The organism is Rhizobium bangladeshense (assembly GCF_017357245.1).
GTDB lineage: Bacteria > Pseudomonadota > Alphaproteobacteria > Rhizobiales > Rhizobiaceae > Rhizobium > Rhizobium bangladeshense.
Map to the genome: position 1 here is coordinate 412203 of NZ_CP071613.1, position 26509 is coordinate 438711.

General features: G+C 61.1%; 25 protein-coding genes and 2 pseudogenes. 11 read left to right on the top strand and 16 right to left on the bottom strand.

Annotated elements, in window-relative coordinates:
* Positions 1–16: 16 nt before the first annotated feature.
* Positions 17–350 (bottom strand): annotated as a pseudogene (locus tag J2J98_RS22865) (hypothetical protein); the annotation flags it as partial.
* Positions 351–842: 492 nt separating this feature from the next.
* Complete coding sequence (locus J2J98_RS22875) at positions 843–1628, bottom strand: pyrroline-5-carboxylate reductase (RefSeq protein WP_064708533.1); 786 nt, start codon at positions 1626–1628, stop codon at positions 843–845.
* 37 nt (positions 1629–1665) lie between these two features.
* Between J2J98_RS22875 and J2J98_RS22880 the strand changes: the two are divergent.
* Together J2J98_RS22880 and J2J98_RS22885 are read left to right on the top strand one after the other, a co-directional pair.
* Positions 1666–2139 (top strand): annotated as a pseudogene (locus J2J98_RS22880) (SDR family NAD(P)-dependent oxidoreductase); the annotation flags it as partial.
* A 192-nt stretch (positions 2140–2331) separates the two neighbouring features.
* The gene (locus J2J98_RS22885; protein WP_207603223.1) at positions 2332–3171 is read left to right on the top strand and encodes a hypothetical protein; all 840 of its coding nucleotides are present in this window, start codon (positions 2332–2334) and stop codon (positions 3169–3171) included.
* Positions 3172–3195: 24 nt separating this feature from the next.
* On the opposite strand, the gene J2J98_RS22890 is transcribed toward J2J98_RS22885, so the two are convergent.
* From J2J98_RS22890 to J2J98_RS22905, 4 genes are all read right to left on the bottom strand, one after another.
* On the bottom strand, positions 3196–3399 hold the full coding sequence (locus J2J98_RS22890; RefSeq protein ID WP_207603224.1) for a hypothetical protein: 204 nt from the start codon (positions 3397–3399) through the stop codon (positions 3196–3198).
* Between the two features lie 182 nt (positions 3400–3581).
* On the bottom strand, positions 3582–4400 hold the full coding sequence (locus tag J2J98_RS22895) for an ABC transporter ATP-binding protein (RefSeq protein ID WP_064708537.1): 819 nt from the start codon (positions 4398–4400) through the stop codon (positions 3582–3584).
* Positions 4393–5424 carry a FecCD family ABC transporter permease gene (locus tag J2J98_RS22900; RefSeq protein WP_138394518.1) on the bottom strand — a complete coding sequence of 344 codons (1032 nt, stop codon included), beginning with the start codon at positions 5422–5424 and terminating at the stop codon, positions 4393–4395. Before J2J98_RS22900 ends, J2J98_RS22895 begins: the two co-directional genes overlap by 8 nt.
* Positions 5421–6428, bottom strand: a complete 1008-nt coding sequence (locus J2J98_RS22905; protein WP_246569436.1) for a FecCD family ABC transporter permease — start codon at positions 6426–6428, stop codon at positions 5421–5423. Before J2J98_RS22905 ends, J2J98_RS22900 begins: the two co-directional genes overlap by 4 nt.
* Positions 6429–6521: 93 nt before the next feature.
* Between J2J98_RS22905 and J2J98_RS22910 the strand changes: the two genes are divergently transcribed.
* On the top strand, positions 6522–7442 hold the full coding sequence (locus J2J98_RS22910; protein ID WP_246569437.1) for an ABC transporter substrate-binding protein: 921 nt from the start codon (positions 6522–6524) through the stop codon (positions 7440–7442).
* Positions 7443–7475: 33 nt separating this feature from the next.
* Here J2J98_RS22910 and J2J98_RS22915 read toward each other — a convergent pair whose 3' ends face one another.
* From J2J98_RS22915 to J2J98_RS22930, 4 genes are all read right to left on the bottom strand, one after another.
* On the bottom strand, positions 7476–8186 hold the full coding sequence (locus J2J98_RS22915) for an RNA polymerase sigma factor (protein WP_207603225.1): 711 nt from the start codon (positions 8184–8186) through the stop codon (positions 7476–7478).
* A 34-nt stretch (positions 8187–8220) separates the two neighbouring features.
* Positions 8221–8541 carry a cupredoxin domain-containing protein gene (locus J2J98_RS22920; RefSeq protein WP_064708541.1) on the bottom strand — a complete coding sequence of 107 codons (321 nt, stop codon included), beginning with the start codon at positions 8539–8541 and terminating at the stop codon, positions 8221–8223.
* A gap of 7 nt (positions 8542–8548) precedes the next feature.
* Complete coding sequence (locus J2J98_RS22925) at positions 8549–9070, bottom strand: DUF4142 domain-containing protein (protein ID WP_207603226.1); 522 nt, start codon at positions 9068–9070, stop codon at positions 8549–8551.
* Positions 9071–9278: 208 nt separating this feature from the next.
* Positions 9279–10337: an aldo/keto reductase gene (locus tag J2J98_RS22930; protein ID WP_207603524.1), complete on the bottom strand. Its 1059-nt coding sequence runs from the start codon at positions 10335–10337 to the stop codon at positions 9279–9281.
* Positions 10338–10570: 233 nt separating this feature from the next.
* Between J2J98_RS22930 and J2J98_RS22935 the strand changes: the two genes are divergently transcribed.
* The 3 genes from J2J98_RS22935 to J2J98_RS22945 all read left to right on the top strand — a co-directional run bounded on the left by J2J98_RS22935 (position 10571) and on the right by J2J98_RS22945 (position 15167).
* Complete coding sequence (locus J2J98_RS22935; protein ID WP_207603227.1) at positions 10571–12499, top strand: diguanylate cyclase; 1929 nt, start codon at positions 10571–10573, stop codon at positions 12497–12499.
* A gap of 101 nt (positions 12500–12600) precedes the next feature.
* The gene (locus tag J2J98_RS22940; RefSeq protein WP_207603228.1) at positions 12601–14895 is read left to right on the top strand and encodes an FdhF/YdeP family oxidoreductase; all 2295 of its coding nucleotides are present in this window, start codon (positions 12601–12603) and stop codon (positions 14893–14895) included.
* Positions 14892–15167, top strand: a complete 276-nt coding sequence (locus tag J2J98_RS22945; RefSeq protein ID WP_207603229.1) for a hypothetical protein — start codon at positions 14892–14894, stop codon at positions 15165–15167. Before J2J98_RS22940 ends, J2J98_RS22945 begins: the two co-directional genes overlap by 4 nt.
* 56 nt (positions 15168–15223) lie before the next feature.
* Here J2J98_RS22945 and J2J98_RS22950 read toward each other — a convergent pair whose 3' ends face one another.
* Entirely contained in the window at positions 15224–16222 is a 999-nt protein-coding gene (locus tag J2J98_RS22950) for an AraC family transcriptional regulator (protein ID WP_207603230.1), read from the bottom strand.
* A 231-nt stretch (positions 16223–16453) separates the two neighbouring features.
* Between J2J98_RS22950 and J2J98_RS30710 the strand changes: the two genes are divergently transcribed.
* Positions 16454–16585, top strand: coding sequence for a hypothetical protein (locus J2J98_RS30710; RefSeq protein ID WP_259663980.1), 132 nt, complete (start codon positions 16454–16456; stop codon positions 16583–16585).
* Positions 16586–17338: 753 nt separating this feature from the next.
* Here the strand turns inward: J2J98_RS30710 and J2J98_RS22955 are convergent.
* The 5 genes from J2J98_RS22955 to J2J98_RS22975 form a co-directional block, all read right to left on the bottom strand.
* Entirely contained in the window at positions 17339–18418 is a 1080-nt protein-coding gene (locus J2J98_RS22955) for a quaternary amine ABC transporter ATP-binding protein (RefSeq protein WP_064708548.1), read from the bottom strand.
* Entirely contained in the window at positions 18411–19298 is an 888-nt protein-coding gene (locus J2J98_RS22960) for an ABC transporter permease (RefSeq protein WP_064708549.1), read from the bottom strand. The genes J2J98_RS22955 and J2J98_RS22960 overlap by 8 nt, the downstream gene beginning before the upstream one ends.
* Positions 19299–19392: 94 nt before the next feature.
* Positions 19393–20394, bottom strand: a complete 1002-nt coding sequence (locus J2J98_RS22965; protein WP_064708550.1) for an ABC transporter substrate-binding protein — start codon at positions 20392–20394, stop codon at positions 19393–19395.
* A 68-nt stretch (positions 20395–20462) separates the two neighbouring features.
* Positions 20463–21257 (bottom strand): pyrroline-5-carboxylate reductase family protein, encoded by a 795-nt coding sequence (locus tag J2J98_RS22970; protein ID WP_138394509.1) that lies wholly within the window; start codon positions 21255–21257, stop codon positions 20463–20465.
* Positions 21258–21268: 11 nt separating this feature from the next.
* Entirely contained in the window at positions 21269–21898 is a 630-nt protein-coding gene (locus J2J98_RS22975) for a TetR/AcrR family transcriptional regulator (protein ID WP_138394508.1), read from the bottom strand.
* A 147-nt stretch (positions 21899–22045) separates the two neighbouring features.
* Between J2J98_RS22975 and J2J98_RS22980 the strand changes: the two genes are divergently transcribed.
* The 4 genes from J2J98_RS22980 to J2J98_RS22995 all read left to right on the top strand — a co-directional run bounded on the left by J2J98_RS22980 (position 22046) and on the right by J2J98_RS22995 (position 26504).
* The gene (locus J2J98_RS22980; protein ID WP_207603231.1) at positions 22046–24082 is read left to right on the top strand and encodes an NADH:flavin oxidoreductase; all 2037 of its coding nucleotides are present in this window, start codon (positions 22046–22048) and stop codon (positions 24080–24082) included.
* A 42-nt stretch (positions 24083–24124) separates the two neighbouring features.
* Positions 24125–24730 (top strand): dimethylsulfoniopropionate lyase, encoded by a 606-nt coding sequence (locus J2J98_RS22985; RefSeq protein WP_207603232.1) that lies wholly within the window; start codon positions 24125–24127, stop codon positions 24728–24730.
* 69 nt (positions 24731–24799) lie between these two features.
* Positions 24800–25549, top strand: coding sequence for an electron transfer flavoprotein subunit beta/FixA family protein (locus tag J2J98_RS22990; RefSeq protein ID WP_207601867.1), 750 nt, complete (start codon positions 24800–24802; stop codon positions 25547–25549).
* 25 nt (positions 25550–25574) lie between these two features.
* On the top strand, positions 25575–26504 hold the full coding sequence (locus tag J2J98_RS22995) for an electron transfer flavoprotein subunit alpha/FixB family protein (RefSeq protein WP_207603233.1): 930 nt from the start codon (positions 25575–25577) through the stop codon (positions 26502–26504).
* Positions 26505–26509: the final 5 nt, after the last annotated feature.

A 26509-nucleotide genomic window follows, 5' to 3' on the forward strand; every position in this document is an offset into this window, starting at 1 on the left:
GAAACGAATCCTGGGCTTAATCGTTCGCCGATACCTTGACGCCGAGACCAAAGGAATGGTGTTCGGCGCGCCCATGGCGGCGCCCACAATCATCGGAACGGGAACCGGTTTTTCCGGGGCGGCGCTGATCGTCAGGCTCTTCGGTCCGTCAAGCAGGTGCTGACGGCGGCCGATACCTGATTCTGCAGCTCCGGCATGTTGAGCTGCGCCATCAAGATCTGCACGAGCGCCTTCAGCGGTTGCGCCAGCTCGCTGCCCGTGACGCCCTGCCTCGAGCCGGCATAGTCGAGCGCCTTCTGGGTGATCGAGGCGTCATCGAAGCGGATTGAGGCGCTGTTGAACATCAACTGCGGCCGAAATGTTACGGTTGCACCGATAGCTAATTGGGGGTGATGAGATGGGGATAAGCCGGCACAAGCAGGCCGGAGGAAGATTGTCATTCTTCCGACCAATGGGCCGCAAGTTTTTCTCTATCAAGAGTAGTTTTCGACTATCGTCAGACCTGAATTGTGTTCCTTCGATTCTTGCAACCCGAGTCTGGAATGGGCAGAGCTAATCGCCCTTGCCGACAGCCCCGACGCATTCGAGAGTTGTCGTGCGCACACCCCCGCCTCCTTCTGCGGATGAGGTCGTGTGCGCCAGTTTTGGTAAGCGATGCGGAGTTCAATATTTTTGTAAAACTAGGTTGTGGCCTTACGGTTCTGGCGGCTCAGTTCCAAGGCATCCAGGCACGCGTTGAAAGCACGGCGCCGAAGATGATCATGGATGCGAGAAGCATGTTGCAGGACCTGTTTGCATCTATGAGCGCAATCTTAGGCATTTTCGCTGCGGATCGACGTTATTCAGCTGCTGCGGCCCTCGATGCGGGCGAGCACGCCATCAAGGGCGGCGGTCAGCGCGGCGATGCCGCCCTTCCTGCCGAAGTCGGAGAGAACTTGCTCGTTCAGGCCGCCCCTGGTCGCGAATTCGCGGCTCAGCGTGCTGAAGGGTTCGGCGCTAGGGCCGCTCGCCTTCTGCGCCAGGCTTGCAAAAAGCGGGGCAATGTAGGCGTGGCCCTTTGCTCTTTCGAGGCCGTTCCCTTCAAGCCAGCCGGCCACCGTCTCCATGATCCCGAAATAGGTCGACATCATCGAACTCGCGGCCGCGAGAAGATCGTATTCCTTTCTCGACTGGCATTGCACGGCCGTTCCAAGTGTGTCGAACAGCGCTGCGACTGAGTCATCAGGCGGATAGATTGCAGTCACGCCCTGGCGAGCTGCCACGAAGGGCAGGGGGATCGCCTGCACGAGGCGCACGTTCGCGCCGACCCAATCGATGAGGGCCTGGCGCTCCGTCGCCGCGACGACGCTGACGACCATCTGTCCGTCCGTGAACGAAAGCGCGCGCACGACCTCCTCGGCGATCTGTGGCCGTATTGCCAGGAACACCATGTCGCTGCGATCGACGACGTCCTGATTGTCCTTGGCAATCTTCACGGCGGCGAATTCCCCTGCCAGCGTTTCCGCGATGTGGGCGCTTCGTGGAGAGACGTGAATCTCCAAAGCATAGGTCGGTTCAGCGAGAAGCCCGCGAACCATCGCCTCGGTGATGACGCCGGTTCCGACAAATCCGATGCTTTTGATGTTCACCTGATCACTCCGTAGCTCTAAGCGGTCCTAGCGCGACATCCATTATGGTCGCGACAGGCAAGGAGCGGAAGCCCTGCTCCGCAAGATCGACGGAAACGGACTGATCGCTCAGGCCGATCTCTCCGGTTCGACGGCGCCTTGCGTTGTGGCGTGATGCGCTCGCAGCGGCGGGGCGCATCCACGCCGCGTCAACAATGCCGACATCCGCACCTCGGTCGATGCCGATCCCTCCGACTGTCTGGCCGCCTGCCGGGAGGAGCTCCAGGTAAATTTCATCGCGGCGGCTGACCTCTGGTATGAAGCGCTCATGCAGTTCCGGGAGAATGGCGGCGGGCGGATCGTCAATATGGCAAGCCGCGCCGGCCAACGCGGTTATGCCCTATAGCGCGACCAGGGCCGCCCTGATCTATGTTGCCAACTCGAGCTTTGGGCGCGACGGCGTCGTCGTCTCCATTGCGCCGGGATAAGAGTGCGGACCGACATGGCCGAGGACTTGGTTGCGAAGATCGGCGCATCCCCGATTGACGAGTCTGCCGGCGCAAAGCCGTTCTGCATGCGAAAGGCGAATTGCCGCTCAACCAGGACTTCCGGCATCAGGGAATCCAAGACCTGTGGCGGCGAGATCCCGCTTTCGTTCCGGGCGCCATATGTTTACAAGCGGAAGCTGTAAACAAAAACATCCGACCGAACGGAGGCATCGATCTTGCATATCCTGCGTCGCGCGCTTTTGGGGTCCCTATGGACCATGATCGGCTGGAAACCGTCTTTCGCCGGGCAAGCCAGTCCGGAAACGGTGACCCAGGAGGAGGCGTCGTCGGTGACGCCCCGGCATGTCCTGTGTTTTCTCGGGCGGGATCGCGACCTCAGCCGCTTGTCCGAAGCGGCAGGGCAAGCGATTCGTGACTTTGCCACCGGATTCAGCGTCGACGAGGATTATTCGCAAGGCGAGCCGGACGAGCGTATGGGAAGGTCATTCGACGTCTGCTGGGATCGGGTCGAACCCGATGCATGGAGCGAGACGGACGAGCATTCCGTCGCCGATCATCAGTCCGTCCTCTATGTCCTCGGGCCGAGCATGGCGAAGGCAGAAACTGTGAAGGTGTCGATGACGGCGCTGCGTCTCGTCGAGCGGCTGATCGAGGCGGGAGCGGTTGCCGTCAAGGGAGAAAGTGCGGGCATCGCGCATGGGCTGGATCGATGGAGAGAGCTGATCCGGCAGGGAGCCGAAGCGCACGGTGCCGGCGATCTGCTCGCCCAGCGGCGCATCGGCCGCCTGGCCTTTGCGAAGCGGCCGCTCTCGGCGCGCGGATATCTGGAGAGCGTCGGCTTCCACCTGGTGGGGCTGCCGGAGGTCTATGTCCCGGTGACGGCCGGCAGCGAAAGGCAGGTCGTTGCCATCATGGATGCAGTTGCCGACGAAATCGGCAAGAAAGGTCTCGATCCGACGCTCACGGCGCGCGGCGCAAGCCTCTCCTTCGATTCCGTCTATGAAGTAGACGAGTTCAAATTCAATCCCTACGGCATCGTCAAGCTCGCTGGGTGAACCGGTTCGTTCTCGGCGGGCAGCTCAATAGAGGCCGTGGTGATAGTCGTAGCTGCGCAGCCGGAGCTGGGGCTTTTTCGGTCCGGCGAAATTGAGCTGCAGCAGTTTCCGCGGGTGAGCGGTATCGATGATCAGCTCGTCCCCGGTCTCGAGGCTGCCGGCCTGCGAGAGGGCGAAGCGCTGGAACGCGAGGCGCGCCCACTTCCACCAGTCCGGATTGTTCGGCAAAAGCGCGCACCCATTATATCAGCGGTCGCGACCGGTCATCGAGCGGAGCGGAAATCGGGCCCATGTCGCGCACGGTCCATCTTTTCGAAAACGATCCGAGGATTCGAGCTAAGCCAACTGATCGTTGAGGGTAGATAACCGACAATATTGCCGGCCAGATCTTATCGGTTCCGCCGCTTGCCTCATCCAGGCGAATTCCCGGCAAGGCGAAGCGGAATGCAAAGCGGTCTGCCATGGACGGGATCGGTGATGATCCTCGCCTGTACGCTGAAAACCTCGGCGACCCTCTCTTCGGTAACGAGATCGGCCGGCGCGCCGGCGGCGACGATCTCCCCGCCTTTGAGAAAGACCAGCCTATCGCCGTAGCGTGCCGCGAGATTGAGATCGTGCAGGACGAGCACGACGGTTCTGCCGAATTGTTCCTTGAGACGATGAACCAGTTCCAGGCATTCGAGCTGGTGGGCGAGGTCGAGATGGTTGACCGGCTCATCCAGGCAGATGATGTCGGTCTCCTGCGCCAGCACCATCGCAATCCATGCTCGCTGCAGCTGTCCTCCCGAGAGCGAGCCTAGCCTGCGATCGCTGAGATGCCCGACGCCAGTGCCGGCCATCGCCCGCTCGATCGCCTCTCCATCGCCGGCACTCCAGGGCTGCAGCAGCGTCTGGTGCGGATAGCGGCCGAGGCGGACGAGCTCCTGCACCGTCATGTCTTCGGGTGCCGAAGGGCTCTGGGTCAGCAGCCCGATTTTCCTGGCGAGCGCCTTTTCGCCGAGGCTGTGAAGGTTCAACTCCTCGAGGAGGATATGGCCCTTGCTCGGTTTGTGAAGTCTGCGGATTGCTCGGAGCAAAGTGGATTTGCCGCAGCCGTTTGCGCCCGCAAGCACCGTGATCTTGCCCCTGGGGATGGCAAGAGATAGGGAGTGGAGGACGTTGAGCTTGCCGTAGTCGAGGCTGAGCTCCTCGATTGAGATCACGTTGTCGATGGCGGCGGCGTCAGTCATGGCGCTGGTTTCTCATCAGGAGATAAAGGAAGTAGGGGGCGCCGATAACGGCCGGAACCGTTCCGGCGGGTACTTCGGTCGGCGAAAAGAGCACTCGCACGAGGAGATCCGCGCCGACCAGCATCGAGGCCCCGATGAAGAAGCTGCCGATAAGACCGAAATGGACGGTTCGCCCGATCAGCCGGCGCGCGAGATGCGGCGCTATCAGGCCGATGAAGCCGACACCGCCGACGAAGGCAGCGGAAAGCGCGGTCATGGCCGCCGCAAGGACGAAGATCTGGATGCGGAAGCTCGGCAGGTCGAGACCGACGCTTCTCGCTGATGTCTCGTCGAGATCGGCCGGCGGCAGCCTGCGGGCCACGATCAGCACGATCAGCACGAGCGGAAGCATACCGACCGCGGTGATGCGGATTTCATTCCAGTTGATCTCGTTGACGGCGCCGGCAATCCAGCGGGCCGCCTGTCCTGCCTGGTAGACAGGACCGACGAGCATGGCGATCACGGTCAGCGATTTCAAAACCGCGGCGACGGCGGTGCCGAAGAGAAGCAGACGGATCGCCGACGCCGCCTGCCGGCCTGCAAATGCGAAGACGGTGAAGATTGCAAGCACCGATCCGACGACGGCGGCGACCGGCTGATAGGCGACCGATGTGACGAGGGCGTTGGATTCGTTGGAGAGTGCGGCGAGGAAGCAGACGACCGCCAGCGCCGCGCCGTCGACGACGCCGAGTATGCCGGGCGACGCAAGTTCATTGCGGGTGACGCGCTGGAGAAGATAGCCTGCGACCGCAAAGCCGCCGCCTGCCAGGGCGGCGATCACCACGCGTGGCAGGCGGAACTGCAGGATGATGACCGTCTTGCCGCGGATGTCTGCGCCGAAAAGCACGTCCCATACTTGAGCGAGCGGGATCCAGGTGGATCCGAAAGCGATCCCCGTCAGCGCGAGAGCCACGAAGAGGAGGATGATTGCCGCGAGCGTCAGCGGCGCTCTGGAGGCGGCGAGCGAGCCGGCCCGGGCCATCATGCCGCTCTCCGCTTAAGCAGGACGAGCAGAACCACCCCGCCAACGGTCGAGGTGATCGCGCCGACAGGCGCCTCGGCCGGGTAGATGATGAACCGCGCGAGAATATCGGCCGCCGTGGCGTAGATGGCGCCGATCAACGCCGAGGTCACGATGAGGCGGCGATGGTTGAGGCCGACGAAGCGTCTGGCCACATGCGGCACGACGAAACCGACGAAGCCGACCGGGCCTGCCATGCAGACGCTGGCGCCGGTCAGCAGCGAGATGGTGAGGAAGCCGGCCCAGCGCACCACGGCGAGCGGCACGCCGAGATTTGCCGCCGTCGTGTCGTCAGCCTGCAGCGCATCGAGCGGCTGCGCTAGCATCCATGCGACCGAAAGACCCGCCAGAACCACGGGCGCGCCCCCGAGGGCAAAGGCGATCGGTCGGTCGGCGAACGAGCCAGTGAGCCAGAAGAGCAGCTCTTTGAGCTGGGCTTCGTTGGTGGTCAGGATGATCTGGACGATCGAATAGCCGAGGCCTCCGACGGTGACGCCCACCAGCACGATGCGGATCGGCGAGAAGCCTCCGGAGCTGGCGGCGACGCCAAAGACGAGCAGGCTGGTGGCGAGTGCACCGGAGATGGCAGCCATCGACATCCCGGCGACCGAACCGACACCGAACCAGACGCTCGACGCGACCACCGCGAGCGCGGCGCCGCCATTGATGCCGAGCGTATCGGGAGAAGCGATGCGGTTGCGTGCCAGTGTCTGGGTCAGGACGCCGGCGACCCCGAGAGCAGCGCCGACGAGCGGTGCGAGAAGGGCGCGGGGAAGGCGCAGCGTGGTGATGACAACAGAGCTTTCCGAGCCGTCGAAGGAAAAGATCGCGTTCCAGATCGCCGCCGGCGAATATTGCCGGTAGCCCAGCGCCACGCTCGCAACGATGGTAACCGTCAGCGCCGCCCATAGTGCGATCGTCAGCGATATCACGGGACGGGAAGAAGTGGAGAGGGCAATCGGGCGCACGGTTTCAGCTTGACTTTAAGTGGATAATACATCTCATCTTATGGCCCGATCGATTGGTCGGAAAATCATCCGATTGTCAAGTTCGAGGCGTTTGTGCGTACGAGATCCATCCTGTTCGCGGCCATCGCGGCTTTCCTGTCCCTCATCACCGCCGCCGCGGCGAGTGCACGCGAAGTCACCCATGCCATGGGTGTAACCGAAGTGCCGGACGCGCCGAAGAGGATCGTCGTCCTGACCAACGAGGGAACGGAAGCGCTGCTTGCGACCGGTATTACGCCGGTTGGCGCCGTGCGCTCGTGGCTGGGCAAGCCCTGGTACGAGCACATCGCAAAGCAGATGGACGGCGTCACCGTCGTCGGCGACGAGTCGGCCGTTAACCTCGAACTGATCGCCTCGCTGGAGCCCGATCTCATCCTCGGCACCAAGTTCCGGCAGGAAAAGATCTATTCCCAGCTGTCGGCCATCGCGCCGACGGTTCTTTCCGAGCGGATCAGGAGCGATTGGAAGGGCAATATGAAGCTCTACGCCACGGCCGTCGGCAAGCTGCCGGAGGCCGATGCGGCCTTCAAGGCCTATGACGATCGCGTCGCGGCGATCAGCAAGGCGCTGGGAAATAAGAAGGCCGAGAAGATTTCGCTGGTGCGCTTCATGCCCGGCCGCACCCGGATCCTGCTGAAGGATACTTTTGCCGGTAATATATTGAGCCAGGTCGGTTTTAACAGGCCGGCAAACCAGGACCGGATGGAATTCGCCGACGAGGTGACTAAGGAGCGCACGCCGGAATTCGAGGGCGATCGGCTGTTCTACCTCGTCTATGATACCGGGGACGGCAAGACCGCCGCTGCCGCGGCCGACTGGACCTCCGATCCGCTGTGGAAGAACCTTGCCGTCGTCAAGGCAGGCAAGGTCGAGGCCGTCAGCGACGCCGTCTGGAATACGGCCGGCGGCATTATCGCGGCAAACCTGATGCTCGACGATATCGAGAAGATATACGGCCTGCCCGCCTCGCGTTGAGGTGTCGAAGCAGGCGCGTGCTGTTGCTGGACTTCACGATGTCTGGCGAAGAGCTGTGATGACGCGGTCTCCCATGGAGGCGCAGCGGGCGCCGTCGAAGGGGAACAGGGCCGAGAATGCGCCGGAGAGCTTTTGTTCGATTGACTGGCGCATCATCTTCCGCGCCCGGTGCAGCCGTGTCTTCACGGTTTCGGGTTTGATGCAGAGGTAAGATGCGGCCTCCTCCGTGCTCATGCCCTCGACGTCCCGCAGCACGAAGACGGCGCGAAACTGGTCCGGGAGTTCGTCGACAGCCTGTTCGAGGAGATGCCGCGCCTGGCTTCGCGAAAGCTCGCTTTCCGGATCTGTCGCGGAGAGCGACGAGGGGAATTGGAGGACTTCGCCCCCTCGCGATGTCGTCTGCAAGTTGATTTCCTCGAGCCCGGAGGTGTTCTTTCGGCTGCGCACCCGGCCCAGCGCCTCGTTGAGCGTAATCCGCGTCAGCCATGTCGAAAGCTCGGCGTCGCCGCGGAATGTCGCGAGATTGGTGAAGGCCTTGACATAGGCGGCCTGCACGACGTCTTCCGCTTCCCAATCGCTGCGGATGACGGCGCGCGCGGTGCGGAACAGGCGCTGATTGTGGCGCTGGACGATGGCGCGGATGGCAGGTTCATCGCCCTGCTTTGCAAGAGGCACGAGCTCGGCGTCGGGGAGCGTCGATATGAGCTGCCGGCGTCGCTCAATCGGAACCGCTATGGCTGTCATGGCAATCTCCGCTTGCATGAGTCGGAGCCCGGTCCTACGGCCGGACCTCCAGTTTTCCCGTCATGGCAGGATGAAAGCGGCAATAGAAATCGACCGCTCCCGCCCGGCTGACCGTCGTCCGCGCCTGCGATTTCGGCGGCAGATCAATGTCGAAGCTCTTGTCGCGAGCCGTCGCCGTGTGCCGGAATATATCACCGTTTCGCCAGACGATCACATCGCCGACATGTAGATCTGCTGGCGCTTGGCCAAACCTCATTCCGGAGATGGTGACCTGATATTCCGCCGCAGAGGTGACCCCGCTGCCTCCCCAGAGCAGCGCCAACATCAGCGGCGGCAATTTCATCAGCGATCCCATCGCAAGCCTACTTGATCATCGAAGCGAGATGCTCGGCATGCGCCTGGTGTTGCTTGAACAGAGTCAGGCCCGTTTCCAGGAGCGATTTCAGCTCCTTGTTCTGAGCCGAAGGGATCAGCACCTTGGCAAGGGCATCGTTGACCGACTTATGGTAGGCAACTTCGTTTTCGACATAAGCCTTGTCGAAGGCAGCGCCGTCCAGGGCGTCAAGCGTCTTCAGTTCCTTGCTCGCCTGGGTCGAGAGCGACCGGCTGATCTCGTTGTCCTCAGGCTTCACTTTCAGCTTCTTGACGAGGGCGAGCGCCTGATCGTTGACGGCCTTGTGGTCGCGCTCCATGGTCTTGGCGAATTCGACGACTTCGGGATTTTTGCTCTTCTTCAACGCCTGCTCGGCGGCGGTGATATCGATCTGCCCCGCCGTATAGGCGATGTGGGCGATCTGAGGGTCGGTCGGTTTGGCATCGGCGGCGATGGAAGCCGTACCGAGCGACGCCGCGATGAAGGTTGCGCCGAGAATTCGTTTGAACATGATCTGTCTCCTTGTGTCCTCGCTTGACGCCCTGCCTGTCGGCGGCGGCGCGCCTTGGTAGCGAGCATTGGATGCAGATAGGTCGAAAAGGTTCCCGAAATTTGGCCGGAAGTGACTTCGCTCGACGGGGTCGGAGCCCATTGGCCTTGCGGCTGCGAACGCAGCGACAGCACCGCCTGCGTTCGGCAGCGGCGTGATCGGGCCGTTTCTAGACAGCTAAGTCAGCGCCCCCATAACCCTCTGTTTCAGAGACGGGCGCGTCATCTCGCATCAGGCAGAGAGATTTCAGGTCCTCCCACAGTTCGCGAGGGATATGTCGGTTACGTGCGCGGTCGTTAGACGCCACCTGATCGATTGACTGGCCACCCGGGATGACGGAAACGACAGCGGGATGAAAAAAGGGAAAGTTGAGAGCCGCGTCTGAGAGAGCGACATTGTATTTCAGGCAGACTTCCTCAATTCGCCGGACTTTGTCGAGGATGTGTGACGGGGCGTCAGAGTAATTATATTGCGCGCCGGCAACCGGGCCCGTCGCCAGTATGCCGGAATTATACGGTCCGCCGAGCACTATGCCGATGTTGCGGGCGGCGCACAGGGGAAGAAAGGATTTCAAGGCTTCCTGCTCAAGCAGAGTATAGCGTCCGGCAAGCAGAAACAGGTCGAAGTCACCACGCTCGGCAAGCGTCTGACACTTCTCCCACTCGTTTATTCCGCCACCGACCGCCTTCACGACTCCCTGGTCGCGTAGCGAGGTCATGGCCTGATACCCACCGTTCATGAATTGCTCGACATAGTGATCGCAGGCCGCCTGGGTGCCGTGATTGAAGACATCCAGATCGTGCACGAACAGAATATCGAAGCTGTCCAGCCCGGTCCGCTCGAACGAGGCTTCGAAAGATCGCATGACTCCATCGTAGCTGTAGTCGAAAACTTCTCGGCGATTTGGAGTACCGAAGAACTTGCCGATGCCGGTCCGCTGTTCGGGTCGGCAGACCTTGAGGAGCCGGCCAACTTTTGTCGAGATGACGAAGTCATTACGCTGCTTCGTTGCAAGGAAGCGGCCAACCCGCCTCTCGGCGAGGCCAAGCCCGTAGAGCGGCGCAGTGTCGAAGTAACGGATGCCGTGTTGCCAGGCCGCATCCAAGACTGCTGCCGCCTCCTCATCGGTTATCGCCCGATAAAGATTGCCGAGAGGCGCGGTGCCGAACCCGAGTTCGGTAAAGGTCAGCCCGCCGTCGCCCCTGCGATCCCAATGTCGCGTCTTCATGTCAAGGATACGCATTCCATATTCGTTTGCTGCTCGTGCTGGAACTGCATTCTAACCAATAACGCTCTTGGGTGGAATCGAGCCTGAAGTGAGAAACCTCGGTCTGCGATGGTCCCGGCCAGGGGCGCCCCATCCAGCCGAATCCCGCAGAAGAGCGGTATATCCGGTGCATTAACCGGGTGAGTTGCGTAACCAGTTGACCGACTTAACGAAGCCCAAACCAGTGTTGTCGTATGACATGTTTATTACATGGTTTGGAAGGTGGACCCAACGCGGTGAATGGCATCTGGACGCAATTTGGCGGCAACCTTTCCTTCGTGTCTCTGGCGATGTCGCTCTGGGCGCTCTTTTCGATCCAGTTTCAGCGCCGTTCCTTCCGGCAGGAGAAAATCGCTTTCGGAATCATAGCCGGCGGCGCCTCCATCGGATCCATATTGCTTTCGATCGAATTCCATCCCGGCATTTATATCGATCTGCGATTTTCACCGCTTGCATTGGCCGGCATGTTCGGGGGGCCGATTGCTGCGGCTATTGCAGCATCGCTGGCGATCGCCTTCCGCTTTGCGGTCGCCGGCACGGCGATGGTCGATGGCATCATCACCATGGCCTTCGCGACCGGCATCGGCGTGGCCGGCCATTTCTGGACCCGCAAGAGATCTCCCGGTTTCACCGACGTTATTCTGCTTGGCCTTGCCCTTGGTGCTACACTGATTGCAGCCATGGCCTTGCTTCCCACACTCGTGACTGCCCATCTATTGGCGGGAGCGGGATTTCCCTTGACGGCCTTGAATTGTCTGGCGACCGTGCTGGGTGGCATCGTCCTCCTCAAGACGCAGCAATGGGAGCTCGAAAGAAGCATTCTGGTGACGGCATTTTCGCAATCGCCGGACTATCTCTATGTGAAGGACCGGAACAGCCGCTTCATCACCGTCAATGAAAACATGACGCGCCTCTTCCGTTTCAGGACGATCGCGGAGATGACCGGATTGTCGGATTTCAATCTGATGTCGCAGCCGGTCGCTGAAGAATTATATCATCTCGAGCAGCAGGTGATGGAGACAGGGACGCCGCTGATCGACTCCAATGAGCGGATCGGAGGCCGTTTCCTGCTCGCTTCCAAGGTGCCGCTCAGGGACAAGCAGGGAAGGATCATTGGTCTTGCAGGCGTAACTCGTGATGTGACCGAGCGCACAGCGCTGGAGCGGGAGTTGCGCGAAAGCAAGAATCTGCTGTCGCATGCAATGGCGAACATGTCCGACGGCATCGCCATGTACGACAGCAAAGGCTTTCTTCTCTTTTGCAATGATCAGTACCGTGACGCTTTTCCGCTCTCCGGAGACGCCCGCGTGGTCGGCGCGCACATCAGTGATATCTTGCGCCGCGTCGTCGAAACCGGCGAGCGGCCGGCCATCGCAGAGGGTGATCCGGAAGAGTGGATCAAGACCGCCAGCGCGACTCTGCACAGCAATAAGGATGAGGAGGTCCAGCTTCACAACGGCGATTGGCGCAGCATCCGCACAAGGATTGCAGGAGACGGCACGGCGATGGCCGTCGTCTCGGATATTACGGCGACGAAGCAGGCGGAAATCGCGCTCAGGCTGTCGGCGGAGCAGTTGAAGAATCTCGCCGAGACTGACGGGCTTACCGGGATCGTCAATCGCCGCGCTTTCGACGAAGCCTTCGCCCGTGAGACTGCGGGCAGCGCCAGGAAAAATACGCCTTTCAGCCTGTTGATGGTCGATATCGACCGCTTCAAAGCCTATAACGATACCTATGGCCATCCCGCCGGCGACCAGTGCCTGCGCGTCGTCAGCAAGTGTCTGCGCCAGTCTGTCAGCCGGCCGGCGGACATCGTCGCGCGTTACGGCGGGGAGGAATTCGCCGTGTTCCTTCCCGACACCAGCGCCAGGGGGGCGATGATCGTTGCCGAGCAATTCGCGCGTCGCCTGGCCCAGGAGAATATCATTCATTCCGGCAGCGAGTTTGGCCGGGTCACCGCCAGTATCGGCATATCCTGCGCGACAGGCGCGACCCTGCGGACCAGCCCGAGCCGTCTGCTGGCCGAGGCCGATGCCGCGCTCTACGAGGCCAAGACGCAAGGCCGCAACCGCATCCTGGCACACTCCCGCGAGAACGGGCATGCCATGAAGGAAACCGGTTAGACTCGAATCCCGACAGGGCCTCACTCTGTCGATAGGATTCTTCTATCGAGCCATGGAGCGCACGCCCTTGATGTTTATCGCAGTTCGACAATACAGGGCGCATGGACACAAAATTCATTGGGAAGAAATCGGCGGCAGCCGGCGGCTGGGGCGCTCTGAAAAGCTGCGGCAAGCAATTGCTGCAAAGCGGCATGCCCATCTCCGGGGCGCGGGCGATGCTGAAGGCGAACCAGCCGGACGGCTTCGATTGCCCGGGCTGCGCCTGGGGCGATCCGGAACACGGATCTTCGTTCGAATTTTGTGAAAACGGCGTGAAGGCCGTCGCCTGGGAGGCCACGGAAAAGCGGGCGACCCCTGCCTTCTTCGCGGCGAGGACGGTCTCCGAGCTTCGCAAGTTGTCGGATTACGAACTGGAACTCAATGGCCGCCTCACCCATCCGATGCGTTACGATGCTGCGAGCGACCGTTACCTGCCGGTGGCGTGGGAGGATGCTTTTGCCGAGATCGGCAGCATTTTGAAGGGCCTCGATAATCCCAATCGGGCGGAGTTCTACACGTCCGGCCGCGCCAGCAACGAGGCTGCCTTCCTCTATCAGTTGTTCGTGCGGATCTACGGCACCAATAATTTTCCCGATTGCTCCAACATGTGCCACGAGGCGAGCGGCATCGGCATGCGTCAGGCGATCGGTGTCGGCAAGGGCACTGTGCTGCTGGAGGATTTCGAAGAGGCCGACGCGATCTTCGTGATCGGGCAGAACCCCGGTACCAACCATCCGCGAATGCTTGGCGACCTGCGCCGGGCGGCAATGCGCGGGGCGCGAATCGTCGTCCTCAATCCCTTCCGCGAGCGCGGACTGGAGCGCTTCTCCGATCCGCAGGACAAGATCGAGATGCTGCGTGGCGGCTCGACCGACATTGCCAGTCTTTATCTGCAACCGCAGCTCGGCGGCGACATGGCTGCTGTGCGTGGAATGGCAAAGGCGGTGCTGGCCGCGGAAGACGCTGCGGTTGCGGCCGGTCTGCAGCCGGTTCTCGACCATGCGTTCCTGGCCGAACATTGCACGGGTTTTGCAGAATACCGGGCAGCGGTCGAGGCGACGGCCTGGGCTGACATCGAAGACCAATCGGGACTGAGCCGACGGGACATCGAACAGGCGGCCGATGTCTATATCAGGGCCGAACGGGTCATCTGCACCTGGGCGATGGGTGTGACCCAGCACCTGCATTCGGTGGCGACGATCCGGGAGATCGCCAACTTCATGTTCCTGCGCGGCAATATTGGCAAGCCTGGCGCCGGCCTTTGCCCGGTTCGCGGTCATTCCAACGTGCAAGGCGACCGAACCGTCGGCATCAACGAAAAACCGTCCGAGAATTTCCTCTATGCGCTGGAGAAGCATTTCCGCTTCTCCGTGCCTCGTGACCATGGCCACAATGTCCTCGCGGCGATCGGGGCGATGCTCGACGGCTCGGCCGAGGCCTTCATCGGGCTTGGCGGCAATTTTGCCCGCGCCACGCCTGACAGCGCGCTGGTCGAGAAAGCGCTTCGGCGGTTGAAGCTGACGGTGCATATCGCCACCAAACCCAATCATTCGCATCTGATGCCCGGCGAGGCGTCCTTCATTCTGCCTTGCCTCGGCCGCACCGAGATGGATCTGAATTCTGCCGGCAATTCCCAACTCGTCAGCGTCGAAGATTCGATGAGCATGGTGCATGGTTCCGCCGGCATCAACCGCCCGGCCTCGCCGCATCTCCTCTCTGAGGTCGCCATCATTGCCGGCCTTGCGCAGGCGACGGTTGGCTCCTCCGTGGTCGACTGGGCAGAGCTTGCCGACGATTACGACCGTATCCGCGATCATATCGAGGCGACCATTCCAGGCTTTGAAAATTACAATGCGCGTCTGCGCAAGCCGCGCGGATTCCATCTGCGCAACGCGGCTGCCCATCGGGAGTGGGAGACGCCGGCGGGCAGGGCGTCATTCTCCTTCCAGCCGCTTCCAGAGGAGACGGTGCACCAGCGTGCCCGAAGGGGCGAGGGGCGTTTCGCCCTGCAGACGTTCCGGTCGCACGATCAATACAATACGACGGTCTATGGTCTGGATGACCGATATCGCGGTGTCTACGGAGAGCGGCAGGTCATCTTCATTCATCCGGCGGATCTGAAGGCGATGAATGCCGAAGCCGGTGACTGCGTCGACGTGATCGGCGAGCACGACGACGGCATCGAGCGCGTCGCGCGGGATTTCCGCTTCGTGCCCTATGACATTCCGCGGGGCAGCATTGCCGGTTATTACCCGGAATTGAACGTGCTCGTGCCGCTCGGCAGCGCCGGCGAGGAAAGCGATACGCCGACCTCGAAATCGATCATGGTTTCCTTACGCAGACGAGACGCCGCGTGAGGAAAGAGCCTTCCGGCGCCGACAGGTTTCTTGGCCTTGTCGCTTCGGCGCAAGACAGGGACAGCGAACTGACCTCCATACAGGCCGGTCTGCTCGTTGCTGCCGAGCTCGGGATCGCATTCGACAGCCGCACCTTTGCGCGCATGCTGGGGATCGCGCATGCCCTTGTGTTGCGGGAACTCAGCGCCCTGACAGTTCGGGATGATAAGCTTGAAATCGTCAGACGGGATCCGCGGACCATGCGCGTGCACTACAGGCTGGCCGCGCTCTAAAACACAGAGGGCGCAAAGAGCGAAAGGGGAAGATCGCGAGGCGCGTCAGATGCTGGTTACCCGCGGCTCGCGCGCTTTCTCGTCTCGGACGGGTATTCGCCATATGTTGTCTTGTAGACCGCTGAAAAGCGGCCGAAATGAAAGAAACCCCATTTCAGACAGATGGCCTTCATCGTCTTCGTGCACTCGGGATCGAGCAGATCGCGGCGCGCCGCACGCAGACGAAGCGTCAGCAGGTAGGCGGCGGGGGATGTCCCCTTGAACGCTCGGAAACCGGTTTCGAGTGCTCTGCTGGAGACGCCGGCCGCTTCGGCCACCTTTGGCATGGTGATCGGCTTATCGATATTGGCCTGCATGAATTCGATCGCCCTGCGCACATGTCTCGGCGCAATCAGGGCCGGCCCCTTTTCCAGGAAATGCGACAGCCGGTGCGGCACCATACGCACGACAAGTTCGGCCAGCGCCTGCGTCATATGCGCCATGGCGATCGGGGACTGCAGCAAAGGGCCGTCGTCGCGCATCCCTGATATGATCGTTTCCGTGAGGTTGCCTATCGTACGGCCCGCCGGCGACGACAGATCCAGTTCCGGCAAAAGGTCGAGCGAGCCGCTGAACGGCATTTCGAAAGTCTGACCGATGGTCTGGAGGATAACGGGCCAGTTGATCAGCAGTTCGTCGATGACGTTGCCTTCCCCATGCATGAGAACGCTGTCGGGTTCGAAATTGTTGTAGAGAAGCAGTTTGCCTTGGCCGGCCTCGGCCTTGCGCGCGCCATAAGTGACTCCCATGCCGCCGCGACGCGGCACGACGAGCGACAGATACTCCGCCGTGCTGACAGTCGGCTCGATGTTGAATTGGAACTCCGCCTCGTGATAGCCCGTCAGCAGGACGGCACTCTCCGCCACTGAAAAATTCAATCCCCAATGGAAGTCCTTCGCGCGGCCGACCGGCTCGGCATCAAACGCCCCGAAAGCGCCGCCGAGAGTTTCCACCATGTTGTCGAAGGACGAACCATGGAATCGGAAGGAGAATGGCTGGGCGCTGTTTTCCGTCATGCTGTCCCTCGCTATTTCCGCTGGCGGCGGATAAGGCATGACGCCCCGCCGGCATCGCCATCAGATGAGTGCGTCCTTCTTTTTGGGTTGGGCGTCGGCGATTCATCTTTCTTCTCGCGCCTTTCAGGACCCGATGAAGGGCAGGATGAACGAGGCTTGGCTGTATATTAGCGAATAAGAGGCCAAGGCGCATTAAGCGTCAGCGAAACGGGCAGGTTTCAGGTGATGCGGGTGTCGGCATCGCTGGTTGGAGCAAGCAGGTTCAGGCCGAGCCACAGTGTGGCCTATGAACTGGCGGATCTTGGCCGGCAGGAACTGACAGAAGCGGCAGCACTCGGCAAGGTCGCGGAGCCGCCGCTTTGATGGTAGTCCGGTGATGAAACGTTGAGCCAGCGTGGGCAAATGGCGCGTTCGGGTGCGCTAGCCAAAAGTCGCCTGCCGAAGGTTCTAAAGTGGACCGCTCGAGATAGCCTTCGGCAGGCTGACAGGCAGTTGGCATACGCACGGGATGGGGTGCGTATGGATGTAATCCCCTTCCACCATTTTGGGGTGAGTGATGGAGGGGGCTTCCGGACCGTAGCCATCATGGCTCCGATCGGGTCTACTTTAGTATTCCGTAGCGATGGAGCAATTGTCGGGCGCCGATATTGTCGGCCAATCGGCTTTTCGTGACGCAGTCTGGACTAGTCCTGCGCAAAACGTATAGGCTTGGCGCTATCTGCCCTTCTTTTTAAGGCACGGGATCAAAGCTCCAATCCGAGTCGCCGGCCGGAAATGAGGGACCACGCTGTCGTCACCGGGACGAAAAATTCGGTGGGTCAGTATGGCGGCGAAATGGGCCGGCATCGACTCAGACCACGATCATCCCGGCGCCGCCGATGGCGCGTCGGCGTGACGTGTTCGTCACCCGGCACGCCGTTCTTGGCCAAGTTTGTGCTATGCGCTCCGAAGACGATCCTGTTGCCCAAGCTGCGCCCGCGCACACTGACGAGCGAAATCAGACGCGGAAAAAGCTTCGACATGGTGGTCCCTCAGGCAGTCGGCTTGCCCGTTGCAGTGCGTGGTGACGTGCCGACCGTCATTGTCGCCGGGCAACCGAGAGGCGTACGTGGACCTTCAGAGCGCGACCGAAAGGGCGCTGTCGCGCTGGGGAGCCACCTCCTGCGAGTTCACCATTGCGCCGGCGAGCTGGCGGAAGGTAACAAGCCCCAATGTTTCCCCCGACGGGGAAACCACCCTGGCATTATCGTCCGGCGTCGAAGCCAGCATCCGGACGGCCTCTTCGACCGTCGTGCCCGCTGCGATCGTCAACCCGCCCGCTGCCGCGGCGGAGTGCAGAGGTGTCATGATGGCTTCGACATGAACGACCCGGCCTCGGTTAACCTCCTTGACGAAGTTGGCGATGTAGTCGTCCGCAGGGCGCAGCACGATGTCCTGGCTGGTGCCCTGCTGGATGACTTCGCCGTCGCGCAGGATTGCAATCTGGTCGCCCAGGCGCAAAGCTTCGTCGAGATCGTGGGTTATGAAGACGATGGTCTTCTTGATCTCCTTCTGAATGTCGAGAAGGACCGTCTGCATGTCCGTGCGGATCAAGGGGTCCAGAGCCGAATAGGCTTCGTCCATCAATAGAACCGGGGCGTCGTTGGAGAGCGCCCGCGCCAGGCCGACGCGCTGCTGCATGCCGCCGGAAAGCTGGTTGGGATATCTCTGCTCGAACCCTTTCAGGCCAACCCGCTCCAGCCAGCGCATGGCGACGTCGACCGCTTTTGCCCGCTCCATGCCCTGCACTTCAAGGCCGAACATGGTGTTGTCGAGAACGTTGCGATGCGGCAGAAGCGCGAACTTCTGAAACACCATGGCGGTCTGCTGCCGGCGGAATGTCCGCAATTCGGTCTCGTTCATCTTGACGACATCGACGCCGTCGACCAGCACTTCGCCGGCGGTTGGATCGATCAGCCGGTTGATGTGCCTGATGAGGGTCGACTTGCCCGATCCGGAAAGGCCCATGATGACCTGGATGCGGCCGGAGGGGATCTCGATATTGATATCCCGCAAGCCCAGCACATGACCGTACTTTTCGTTGAGTTCGGCTTTCGTCAGGCCTTTCTGCACCGCTCCGACATGGGCGGCCGGGTTGGGGCCGAAGATCTTGTAGAGATTGCGGATCTTGATGCCGCCGAAACGATGCTCAGCCATGGACAGTCTCCCGATGCTTCTGGAGCCTCTTGCCATATGCCTGGCTGACCCGGTCGAAGATGATGGCGATGCCGACGATGGCAAGCCCGTTGAAAATGCCCAGCGTGAAGTACTGGTTGGCGATCGCTTTCAGCACCGGCTGGCCAAGACCCTGGACGCCGATCATCGAAGCGATGACCACCATGGCGAGCGCCATCATGATCGTCTGGTTGATGCCGGCCATGATGGTGGGAAGCGCCAGCGGCAGCTGGACCTTGAAGAGCTTCTGCGATCGCGACGTCCCAAAGGCATCGGCAGCTTCGAGCACATCCTTGTCGACCAGACGGATCCCGAGATCGGTGAGCCGGATCATCGGCGGAATGGCGTAGATGACGACGGCGATCAGGCCTGGCACCTTGCCGATACCCAAGAGCATGACGACAGGAATGAGATAGACGAAGCTTGGCATCGTCTGCATGACGTCGAGGATCGGGTTGACGACACGCTGCAGCCGGTCGGAGCGGGCCATCAGAATGCCGATGGGAATGCCGATGGCGATGGAGAGCACTGTGCAGACAAAGATCATCGAGACCGTCCGCATGGTATCGTCCCACATATCGAAATAGCCGATCAGCAGCAGAGTAACCAGACAGCCGAGAACGATCTTCAGGCTGCGGCTCGCAAACCAGGCAATGACGAGGATGATCAAGGTGATGATCGGCCACGGCGTCTGTGTCATGAAGCGCTCAGCGGCGATGAGGAAATGCTGAAGCGGAACGAAGAGGTTTTCGATGCTCTCGCCATAGCTGCGCGTGAAGGCACGAAAACCGTCGTCGATCGCTTTCTTCAGATTTCGAAGCGCGTCGTCGTTCATGTGCGGGAATTTATAAAACCATTCCATTCGGATCCCCTTTTTCTTCAAAGAGCCGTGGCAGTCTTTTTGATTTTATCGGCAGCGAGAGGCGGTGCGCTCTCGCGCACCGCGGTAGTCAATGTTAGAGCGCAGCTTCGATCTTCTTGGCCGCCTCGGGCGAGACCCACTTGGTCCAGATGTCCTTGTTTTCTTCAAGGAAGTGCTTGGCGCCGTCTTCGCCGGTCGCCTGATTGTCAGTCATCCATGCCATCAGCTTGTTGACCGTTTCGTTGGACCAGGAGCGTTTCGCCAGATAGTCCATGACTTCGGGGCCGGCCTTCTCCGAGAAGGGCTTGGCGACCAGGGTCACGATCTTGTCGACCGGCCATGCATTCGGCTTCGGATCAGGGCAATCGGCGACGGTGTTGCAACGCTTCCATTCGGCAGCGTCGTTCGGCACGCCGGCTTCGAGCTTGACCATCTCATACTTGCCGAGTAGTGCCGTCGGAGCCCAGTAATAACCGACCCAGCCTTCCTTGCGTTCGTAGGCTTTGGAGATCGAACCATCGAGCCCAGCGGCCGAACCGGTATCGACGAGGGTAAAGCCCGCCTTCTCTGCCTCAAACGCCTTGAAGAGCTGCGTGGTCACCACGGTGCCGCCCCAGCCCTGTGGCCCGTTGAAGATGGCGCCCTTCTTCGGATCTTCGGGATCGGGGAAGAGTTCCGGATGCTTCAGCACGTCGCCAATGGTCTTGATGTCGGGATGGGCGTCGGCAAGATATTTGGGAATCCACCAGCCCTGCACGCCGCCGTCCGGCAGGGGCGAGCCGACCTGAACGATGCGGCCTTCATCCGTTCCCTTCTTGACCACGTCGGGCAGCAAGTCGATCCATGCTTCGGGCGCGATATCGGGCTGTCCCTTTTCGGCCATGGAGGTGATCGTCGGAACAGTGTCGCCAACGGTGATATCGGCGCTGCAACCGTAACCTTCGTTCAAGATGAATTTGTCCAGGTTCGAGAGAACTTCGGCGCTCTGCCAGTTCATGCTGGCGATGGTGACGCTGCCGCATTCGGCGGCGCCGGCGAAGGACGCGCCGCCGATCAGGCCGAACGTCAAACATGTCGATGCAAGTAGTTTCTTCATTCTCGTTCCCTCTATTTAGCGGCTGATCTGGCTAGGCGGGGTGCCGCAGTACCCGCCCTCGACGGTCGTCAGGAAGCAGCTCCCATACTCACCGATTTCTTGAATGCTGATGATAATCCTTCTGCCACCGCCGCGTCGAACCCGGCGGTGCGCATGCCTTCGATGGCTGCCGCGGTGGTGCCGCGATAGTCGAGAAAGGTTTGAACGACGTCGTCGGGACATTCGTTGCCGCGCTCTAGCAGCCGGCCGGCGCCTGATATCACCGTGTTGACGGCGCGGCGCGCAACCTCGGCCGGCAGGCCCCGGGCGACAGCGTCGCGCATCATGGCCGCGGCAAGCATTGCCGGGAATGCCGGCCCGGAGCCGGAAAGGCCCGTGAGATAATCGATGTCGCTTTCGCTTGCGACCTCGTCCTCAATTCCGCAGGTCTCGAAGATCGCCCGGACGACGGACCGGTCATCTCTCGTGACATCGTTCGCGCCGATCCAGGGTGTGTAGGATTTCCCCACTTCGGCAGCGGCATTCGGCAGCGCGCGGACAACGCGGCCGGTCTTGTGGCGCTCCGAAAGGGCTGCCAAGCGAATGCCGGCCATGACCGAAATCACGAGCCTGCCGGAAGCATCCACCTCGAGCGGACGCCAGTCATCGGGGCGGACGGAGAGAAGGATCACATCCGAGCGATCGGCAAGCGCCTGGTTGTCGGTGGTCCAGAAGGAGTTCGGGAAACGTCGCGGCTGTTCGTTTCGATAGGAGAGGCCGAGATTTTCAGGATTCACCAGGCCGGAATCGAGGATCGATCCGGCAATCGCCCCGCCGAGCCAGCCGCCGCCGCCTATAATACCAATCCTCAGGGAAACGCTCATCTGGGTTTCCTTCAACCGGGCCGATAGCCATGCCGGGCGAAGAAGCGATCAAGCTCCCTCTGCTGCGGCACTTCGCCCGTGTAGATCGCGATATATTCCGGAATCCGTTTCATGCGGACGGCGATATCCTCCTTCGACTGCATGGAAATATAGCCGATCTGAACGAGATAAGTTGTCCGCGCTCTGACATCCGATGTCGTTTCTGGTACCCCGAACCGCATAAACATGCGTTTGAGCGCCTCCAACCGGATCTGATCGGCCTGCTGGACCTCGGCCAGAAGTTCGTCCGACTGCAGCGCCCAGCTGCGAACGGCAAACTCGAACTTGGCGTCGAAGAGATCGGTGTTCAACCAGCAATCGAAGACGTTGAGCATCGCTTCGGCCAGCGACTCCGCATAGGCTTCGGCCTGCTTGACGATATTGCCGGTGTTTTTCTCGCGCCACCGCGCCACCAGTGCGCTCAACAGTTCCTCCCGGTCCTTGAAGAACCAGTAGAAGCTCGTTCGCGAGAGATTGAGCTTCTTTGCGAGCGGCAGAATTTTCACAGAATCTACGCCGGATTCCAGCAGCGATTGGTAGGCTGCTTCCAGCCAACCTTCCTGTGATCCGCGCCAACCGGTGTCGTTTAGAGCCTGGTCCATAGACTATCCCCTATCAAATTATGGAGCGGCGTACAAGAAAAATGTACATCGCTGTCGAAATATACGACTCCACTGTTTTCCGCGTTGACACATATGTACATTGAGCTTAGCGTCTGCTTCAACGTTTTTAATCCGGAACCGCGGCCCATGTCGAATGATCCCCTCCTTCAGCCTTACCAGCTCAAGCACCTCACGCTGCGCAACCGTATCATCGTGACCGCTCACGAGCCGGCCTATCCGGAAGACGGCATGCCGAAGGGGAAATATCGCTCCTATACGGTGGAGCGCGCAAAAGGCGGGGTTGCCTTGACGATGACGGCGGGCTCGGCCGCGGTTTCGCGGGACAGCCCGCCGGTCTTCAACAACCTGCTGGCCTATAAGGACGAGATCGTCCCCTGGATCAGGGAAATGACGGACGCTGTGCATGAGGAGGGTGCGGCGATCATGATCCAGCTTACCCATCTCGGTCGGCGTACGCGCTGGGACAAGGGCGACTGGCTGCCGGTCTTGGCCCCGTCGCATCACCGGGAAGCTTCCCACCGCGCCTTCCCGAAGAAGATTGAAGATTGGGACATCGAGCGCATCATCAAGGATTTCGCCGACGCGGCCGAGCGGATGAAAGCGGGCGGTATGGATGGGATCGAGCTGGAGGCCTATGGTCACCTGATCGACCAGTTCGCATCTCCGTTGACCAATGAGCTCGAAGGCCCCTACGGCGGGGCGCTCGAAAACCGCATGCGCTTCTGCCTCGATGTGTTTGGGGCAATACGCGAAAGGGTGGGGGAAGAGTTCATTCTCGGCGTGCGCTATACTGCGGACGAATGTCTGCCCGGCGGCAACGGGCGGGCCGAAGGCATGGAGATCTCCAAGCGGCTGCGCGATAGCGGTCTCATCGATTATCTGAACGTCATTCGCGGCCACATCGACACGGATCCTGGCCTGACCGACGTCATCCCCATACAAGGCATGGCCAACTCCCCGCACCTCGATTTTGCCGGTGAGATCCGTGCCGCGACCCAGTTTCCGACCTTCCATGCGGCGAAGATTCCCGACGTCGCCACCGCGCGCCACGCGATCGCTTCCGGCAAGGTCGATATGGTCGGCATGACCCGTGCCCACATGACCGACCCGCATATTGTTCGCAAGATCATTGAAAAGCGGGAGGAAGACATTCGTCCCTGCGTCGGCGCCAACTACTGTCTCGACCGCATCTATCAGGGCGGAGCCGCCTATTGCATCCATAACGCTGCCACCGGCCGCGAGCTGACAATGCCGCATATCGTGGCAAAGGCCGACGTAAGGAAGAAGGTCGTCATTGTTGGCGCCGGCCCTGCCGGGCTGGAGGCGGCGCGCGTTGCGGGAGAGCGCGGCCACGAGGTGGTCGTTTTCGAAGCGGCGAACAACCCGGGCGGTCAGATCCGCCTTACAGCTCAAAGCGAACGCCGCAGGGAAATGATCAGCATCATCGACTGGCGCATGAGTCAGTGCGAGAAATATGATGTCACCTTCCACTTCAACACCTGGGCGGAAGCGGACACGATCGAGGCGGAGAAGCCCGATGTCGTCATTATCGCGACGGGCGGCCTGCCGCATACCGAGGTTCTCTCGAGCGGCAACGAGTTGGTGGTTTCCTCCTGGGACATCATCTCTGGCGACGTGAAGCCCGGAACCAACGTCCTGATTTTCGACGACGCCGGCGACCATGCCGGCCTTCAGGCGGCGGAGTTCATCGCCAAGGCGGGCGCCAAGGTCGAGATTATGACGCCCGACCGTTCCTTCGCACCCGAAGTCATGGCAATGAACCTGGTGCCCTATATGCGCTCACTCCAGAAGCATGACGTGACCTTCACCGTCACCTACCGCCTGGAAGCCGCCGAAAAAAGCGGCAACCAGCTCGTCGCCCATGTCGGCAGCGATTACGGCGGGATTGCGCGGCAGCAAAACTACGATCAGATCGTCGTCAATCACGGGACCATCCCCCTCGACGAACTTTATTTCGAGCTGAAGCCCAGATCCAGCAATCTCGGCGAGATGTCGCACGATCAACTTCTCGCGGGGAAACCGCAATCCGTCATCCGCAATCCCGAGGGCAAGTTCCAGCTGTTCCGGATCGGCGACGCTGTCGCTGCCCGCAACACGCACGCCGCTGTCTATGACGGTCTGCGCATCGCGAAGGACATATGATTGCAAGAGAGGCCGCCGGTCGGCAGATCGGGAGGGAATAATATGAGTTTGCGTAACGAAAGCCTCCAGCATTTCCTGGAAGCTGCTTCGGTCGCTTTCGGCCAGTTCGCCAACGCTCCAGAAGCCCGCCGCTCGGTCGGGCAGTTTTTCGCGGCGCTGGAGCGTCCGGGGACTGCGCGCGTGGGAGACGGAAGCCGGTTGCCCGTCTGCGCTCATCTCGATATGGCGCTCGCGGTCGATACGTCCTATGCTTCGTTGGCGCAGATGATCGAGACGTTCAAAGGCATCGAGCCGATGCTTGAATGGCGTCGGCGCACCAAGTATGACCGCTCGGCCAGCGACAATTTCGTCGATGGGCATGCCAATGCGATGATCACCGGCCCCGGCGGATTGGAGGAGCGGAGTGACCTCTGGTTCGGCGTGACGTTGATGGCGCCGCATGTGCGCTATCCGGATCATGATCATGCGCCCGAGGAAGTCTATCTCGTACTGTCCGAGGGGGAGTTCAAGCAGGGGGAGGGGGACTGGTTTTCGCCGGGCATTGGCGGATCCTTCTATAATATCCCAGGGATCAAACATGCCATGAGGTCGGTCCATACGCCGCTCTTCGCCTTCTGGGCGTTGCTTGCCGAACGGCCGCACCAGTAGCGTGAGACGCGCAGAAAAACGTTCGGCGCGGTAAGGGCCAGCATTCGGAATAACAAAGGGGATTTGCAAATGAAGATTCTCGTGCCCGTCAAGCGGGTTGTCGACTACAACGTGAAGATCCGCGTGAAGCCGGACGGCACGGGTGTCGAGCTTGCCAATGTGAAGATGTCGATGAACCCGTTCGACGAGATCTCGGTGGAAGAGGCGCTGCGGCTGAAGGAGGCCGGCAAGGCGGAGGAAGTGGTGGTGGTGTCGATCGGCCCGGCCAAGGCCGAGGAGACGCTGCGGACGGCGCTCGCCATGGGCGCCGACCGGGCGATCCTCATCGAGACCGACGACGCCGTCGAGCCGCTCACTGTGGCCAAGATCCTCAAAGGGGTGGCCGAAGCCGAACAGCCGGGGCTTGTTATAACAGGCAAGCAGGCGATCGACGACGATTCGAACCAGACCGGCCAGATGCTGGCGGCATTGCTGGGCACCGCCCAGGCGACCTTCGCCTCGAAGATCGAGATCGGTGACGACAAAGCGACCGTGACCCGCGAGGTCGATGGCGGCCTGCAGACGATCGAGATCAAGCTGCCGGCGGTCGTCACCACCGACCTCAGACTGAACGAGCCGCGTTATGCCTCGCTGCCGAACATCATGAAGGCGAAGAAGAAGCCCCTGGAGAAGAAGGTTCCGGCCGATTTCGGCGTCGACACGACGCCGCGGCTGAAGGTGCTGAAGACCGAGGAGCCGTCTGGCCGCAAGGCCGGCGTCAAGGTCAAGTCGGTCGCCGAACTCGTCGACAAGCTGAAGAACGAAGCCGGCGTGCTGTAATCGGGCAGGAACAGGAGCAACTATCATGACCATTCTTCTTCTGGCCGACCATGACGGCAATCACCTCTCCGACCAGACCGCCAAGGCGCTGACGGCAGCCTCCCAGATCGGCTCGGATGTGCATGTTCTCGTTGCCGGCAAGGCTGCCGAGGCTGCCGCCGATGAGGCGGCAAAACTCTCCGGCGTCTCCAAGGTGCTGCTGGCCGAAAGCGATGCGCTCGCCAACAATCTCGCCGAACCGCTTGCCGACCTGATCGTCTCGCTCGCCGGTTCCTATGACACGATCGTCTCGGCCGCCACCTCGGTCGGCAAGACGGTGCTGCCGCGGGTGGCAGCCCTCCTCGATGTCGCCCAGATCTCGGAGATCGTCGAGGTCGTCAGCCCCGACACCTTCAAGCGGCCGATCTATGCCGGCAACGCCATTCAGACGGTGCAGGCAAGCGATGCCAAAAAGGTGATCACCGTGCGCACCGCCTCCTTCGCCTCGGCGCAGGCAAGCGGTTCTGCCTCGGTCGAGGCGATCCCGGCTGTCTCCGATCCGGGTCTGTCGCGGTTCGTTTCCGATGCGCTGTCGGCCTCGGAACGTCCGGAACTGACCTCGGCGAAGGTCATCATCTCCGGCGGCCGGGCGCTCGGCTCGGCCGAGAAGTTCAAGGAAGTCATCCTGCCGGTTGCCGACAAGCTCGGTGCCGCCGTCGGCGCCAGCCGTGCCGCGGTCGATGCCGGTTATGCCCCGAACGACTGGCAGGTCGGCCAGACCGGCAAGGTGGTGGCGCCCGATCTCTATATCGCCTGCGGCATATCAGGCGCCATCCAGCACCTTGCCGGCATGAAGGATAGTAAGGTGATCGTCGCCATCAACAAGGACGAGGAGGCGCCGATCTTCCAGGTCGCCGACTACGGCCTCGTCGCCGATCTCTTCGAGGCACTGCCGGAATTGCAAAAGGCGCTCTGACTGGG

Excerpts from the sequence above, each read along its gene's own strand:
- J2J98_RS22895 (WP_064708537.1), bottom strand. The coding sequence starts at position 4,400 with ATGACTGACGCCGCCGCCATCGACAACGTGATCTCAATCGAGGAGCTC.
- J2J98_RS22900 (WP_138394518.1), bottom strand. The coding sequence starts at position 5,424 with ATGATGGCCCGGGCCGGCTCGCTCGCCGCCTCCAGAGCGCCGCTGACG.
- J2J98_RS22915 (WP_207603225.1), bottom strand. The coding sequence starts at position 8,186 with ATGACAGCCATAGCGGTTCCGATTGAGCGACGCCGGCAGCTCATATCG.
- J2J98_RS22920 (WP_064708541.1), bottom strand. The coding sequence starts at position 8,541 with ATGGGATCGCTGATGAAATTGCCGCCGCTGATGTTGGCGCTGCTCTGG.
- J2J98_RS22925 (WP_207603226.1), bottom strand. The coding sequence starts at position 9,070 with ATGTTCAAACGAATTCTCGGCGCAACCTTCATCGCGGCGTCGCTCGGT.
- J2J98_RS22930 (WP_207603524.1), bottom strand. The coding sequence starts at position 10,337 with ATGAAGACGCGACATTGGGATCGCAGGGGCGACGGCGGGCTGACCTTT.
- J2J98_RS22935 (WP_207603227.1), top strand. The coding sequence starts at position 10,571 with ATGACATGTTTATTACATGGTTTGGAAGGTGGACCCAACGCGGTGAAT.
- J2J98_RS22940 (WP_207603228.1), top strand. The coding sequence starts at position 12,601 with ATGGACACAAAATTCATTGGGAAGAAATCGGCGGCAGCCGGCGGCTGG.
- J2J98_RS22950 (WP_207603230.1), bottom strand. The coding sequence starts at position 16,222 with ATGACGGAAAACAGCGCCCAGCCATTCTCCTTCCGATTCCATGGTTCG.
- J2J98_RS22955 (WP_064708548.1), bottom strand. The coding sequence starts at position 18,418 with ATGGCTGAGCATCGTTTCGGCGGCATCAAGATCCGCAATCTCTACAAG.
- J2J98_RS22960 (WP_064708549.1), bottom strand. The coding sequence starts at position 19,298 with ATGGAATGGTTTTATAAATTCCCGCACATGAACGACGACGCGCTTCGA.
- J2J98_RS22965 (WP_064708550.1), bottom strand. The coding sequence starts at position 20,394 with ATGAAGAAACTACTTGCATCGACATGTTTGACGTTCGGCCTGATCGGC.
- J2J98_RS22970 (WP_138394509.1), bottom strand. The coding sequence starts at position 21,257 with ATGAGCGTTTCCCTGAGGATTGGTATTATAGGCGGCGGCGGCTGGCTC.
- J2J98_RS22975 (WP_138394508.1), bottom strand. The coding sequence starts at position 21,898 with ATGGACCAGGCTCTAAACGACACCGGTTGGCGCGGATCACAGGAAGGT.
- J2J98_RS22980 (WP_207603231.1), top strand. The coding sequence starts at position 22,046 with ATGTCGAATGATCCCCTCCTTCAGCCTTACCAGCTCAAGCACCTCACG.
- J2J98_RS22985 (WP_207603232.1), top strand. The coding sequence starts at position 24,125 with ATGAGTTTGCGTAACGAAAGCCTCCAGCATTTCCTGGAAGCTGCTTCG.
- J2J98_RS22990 (WP_207601867.1), top strand. The coding sequence starts at position 24,800 with ATGAAGATTCTCGTGCCCGTCAAGCGGGTTGTCGACTACAACGTGAAG.
- J2J98_RS22995 (WP_207603233.1), top strand. The coding sequence starts at position 25,575 with ATGACCATTCTTCTTCTGGCCGACCATGACGGCAATCACCTCTCCGAC.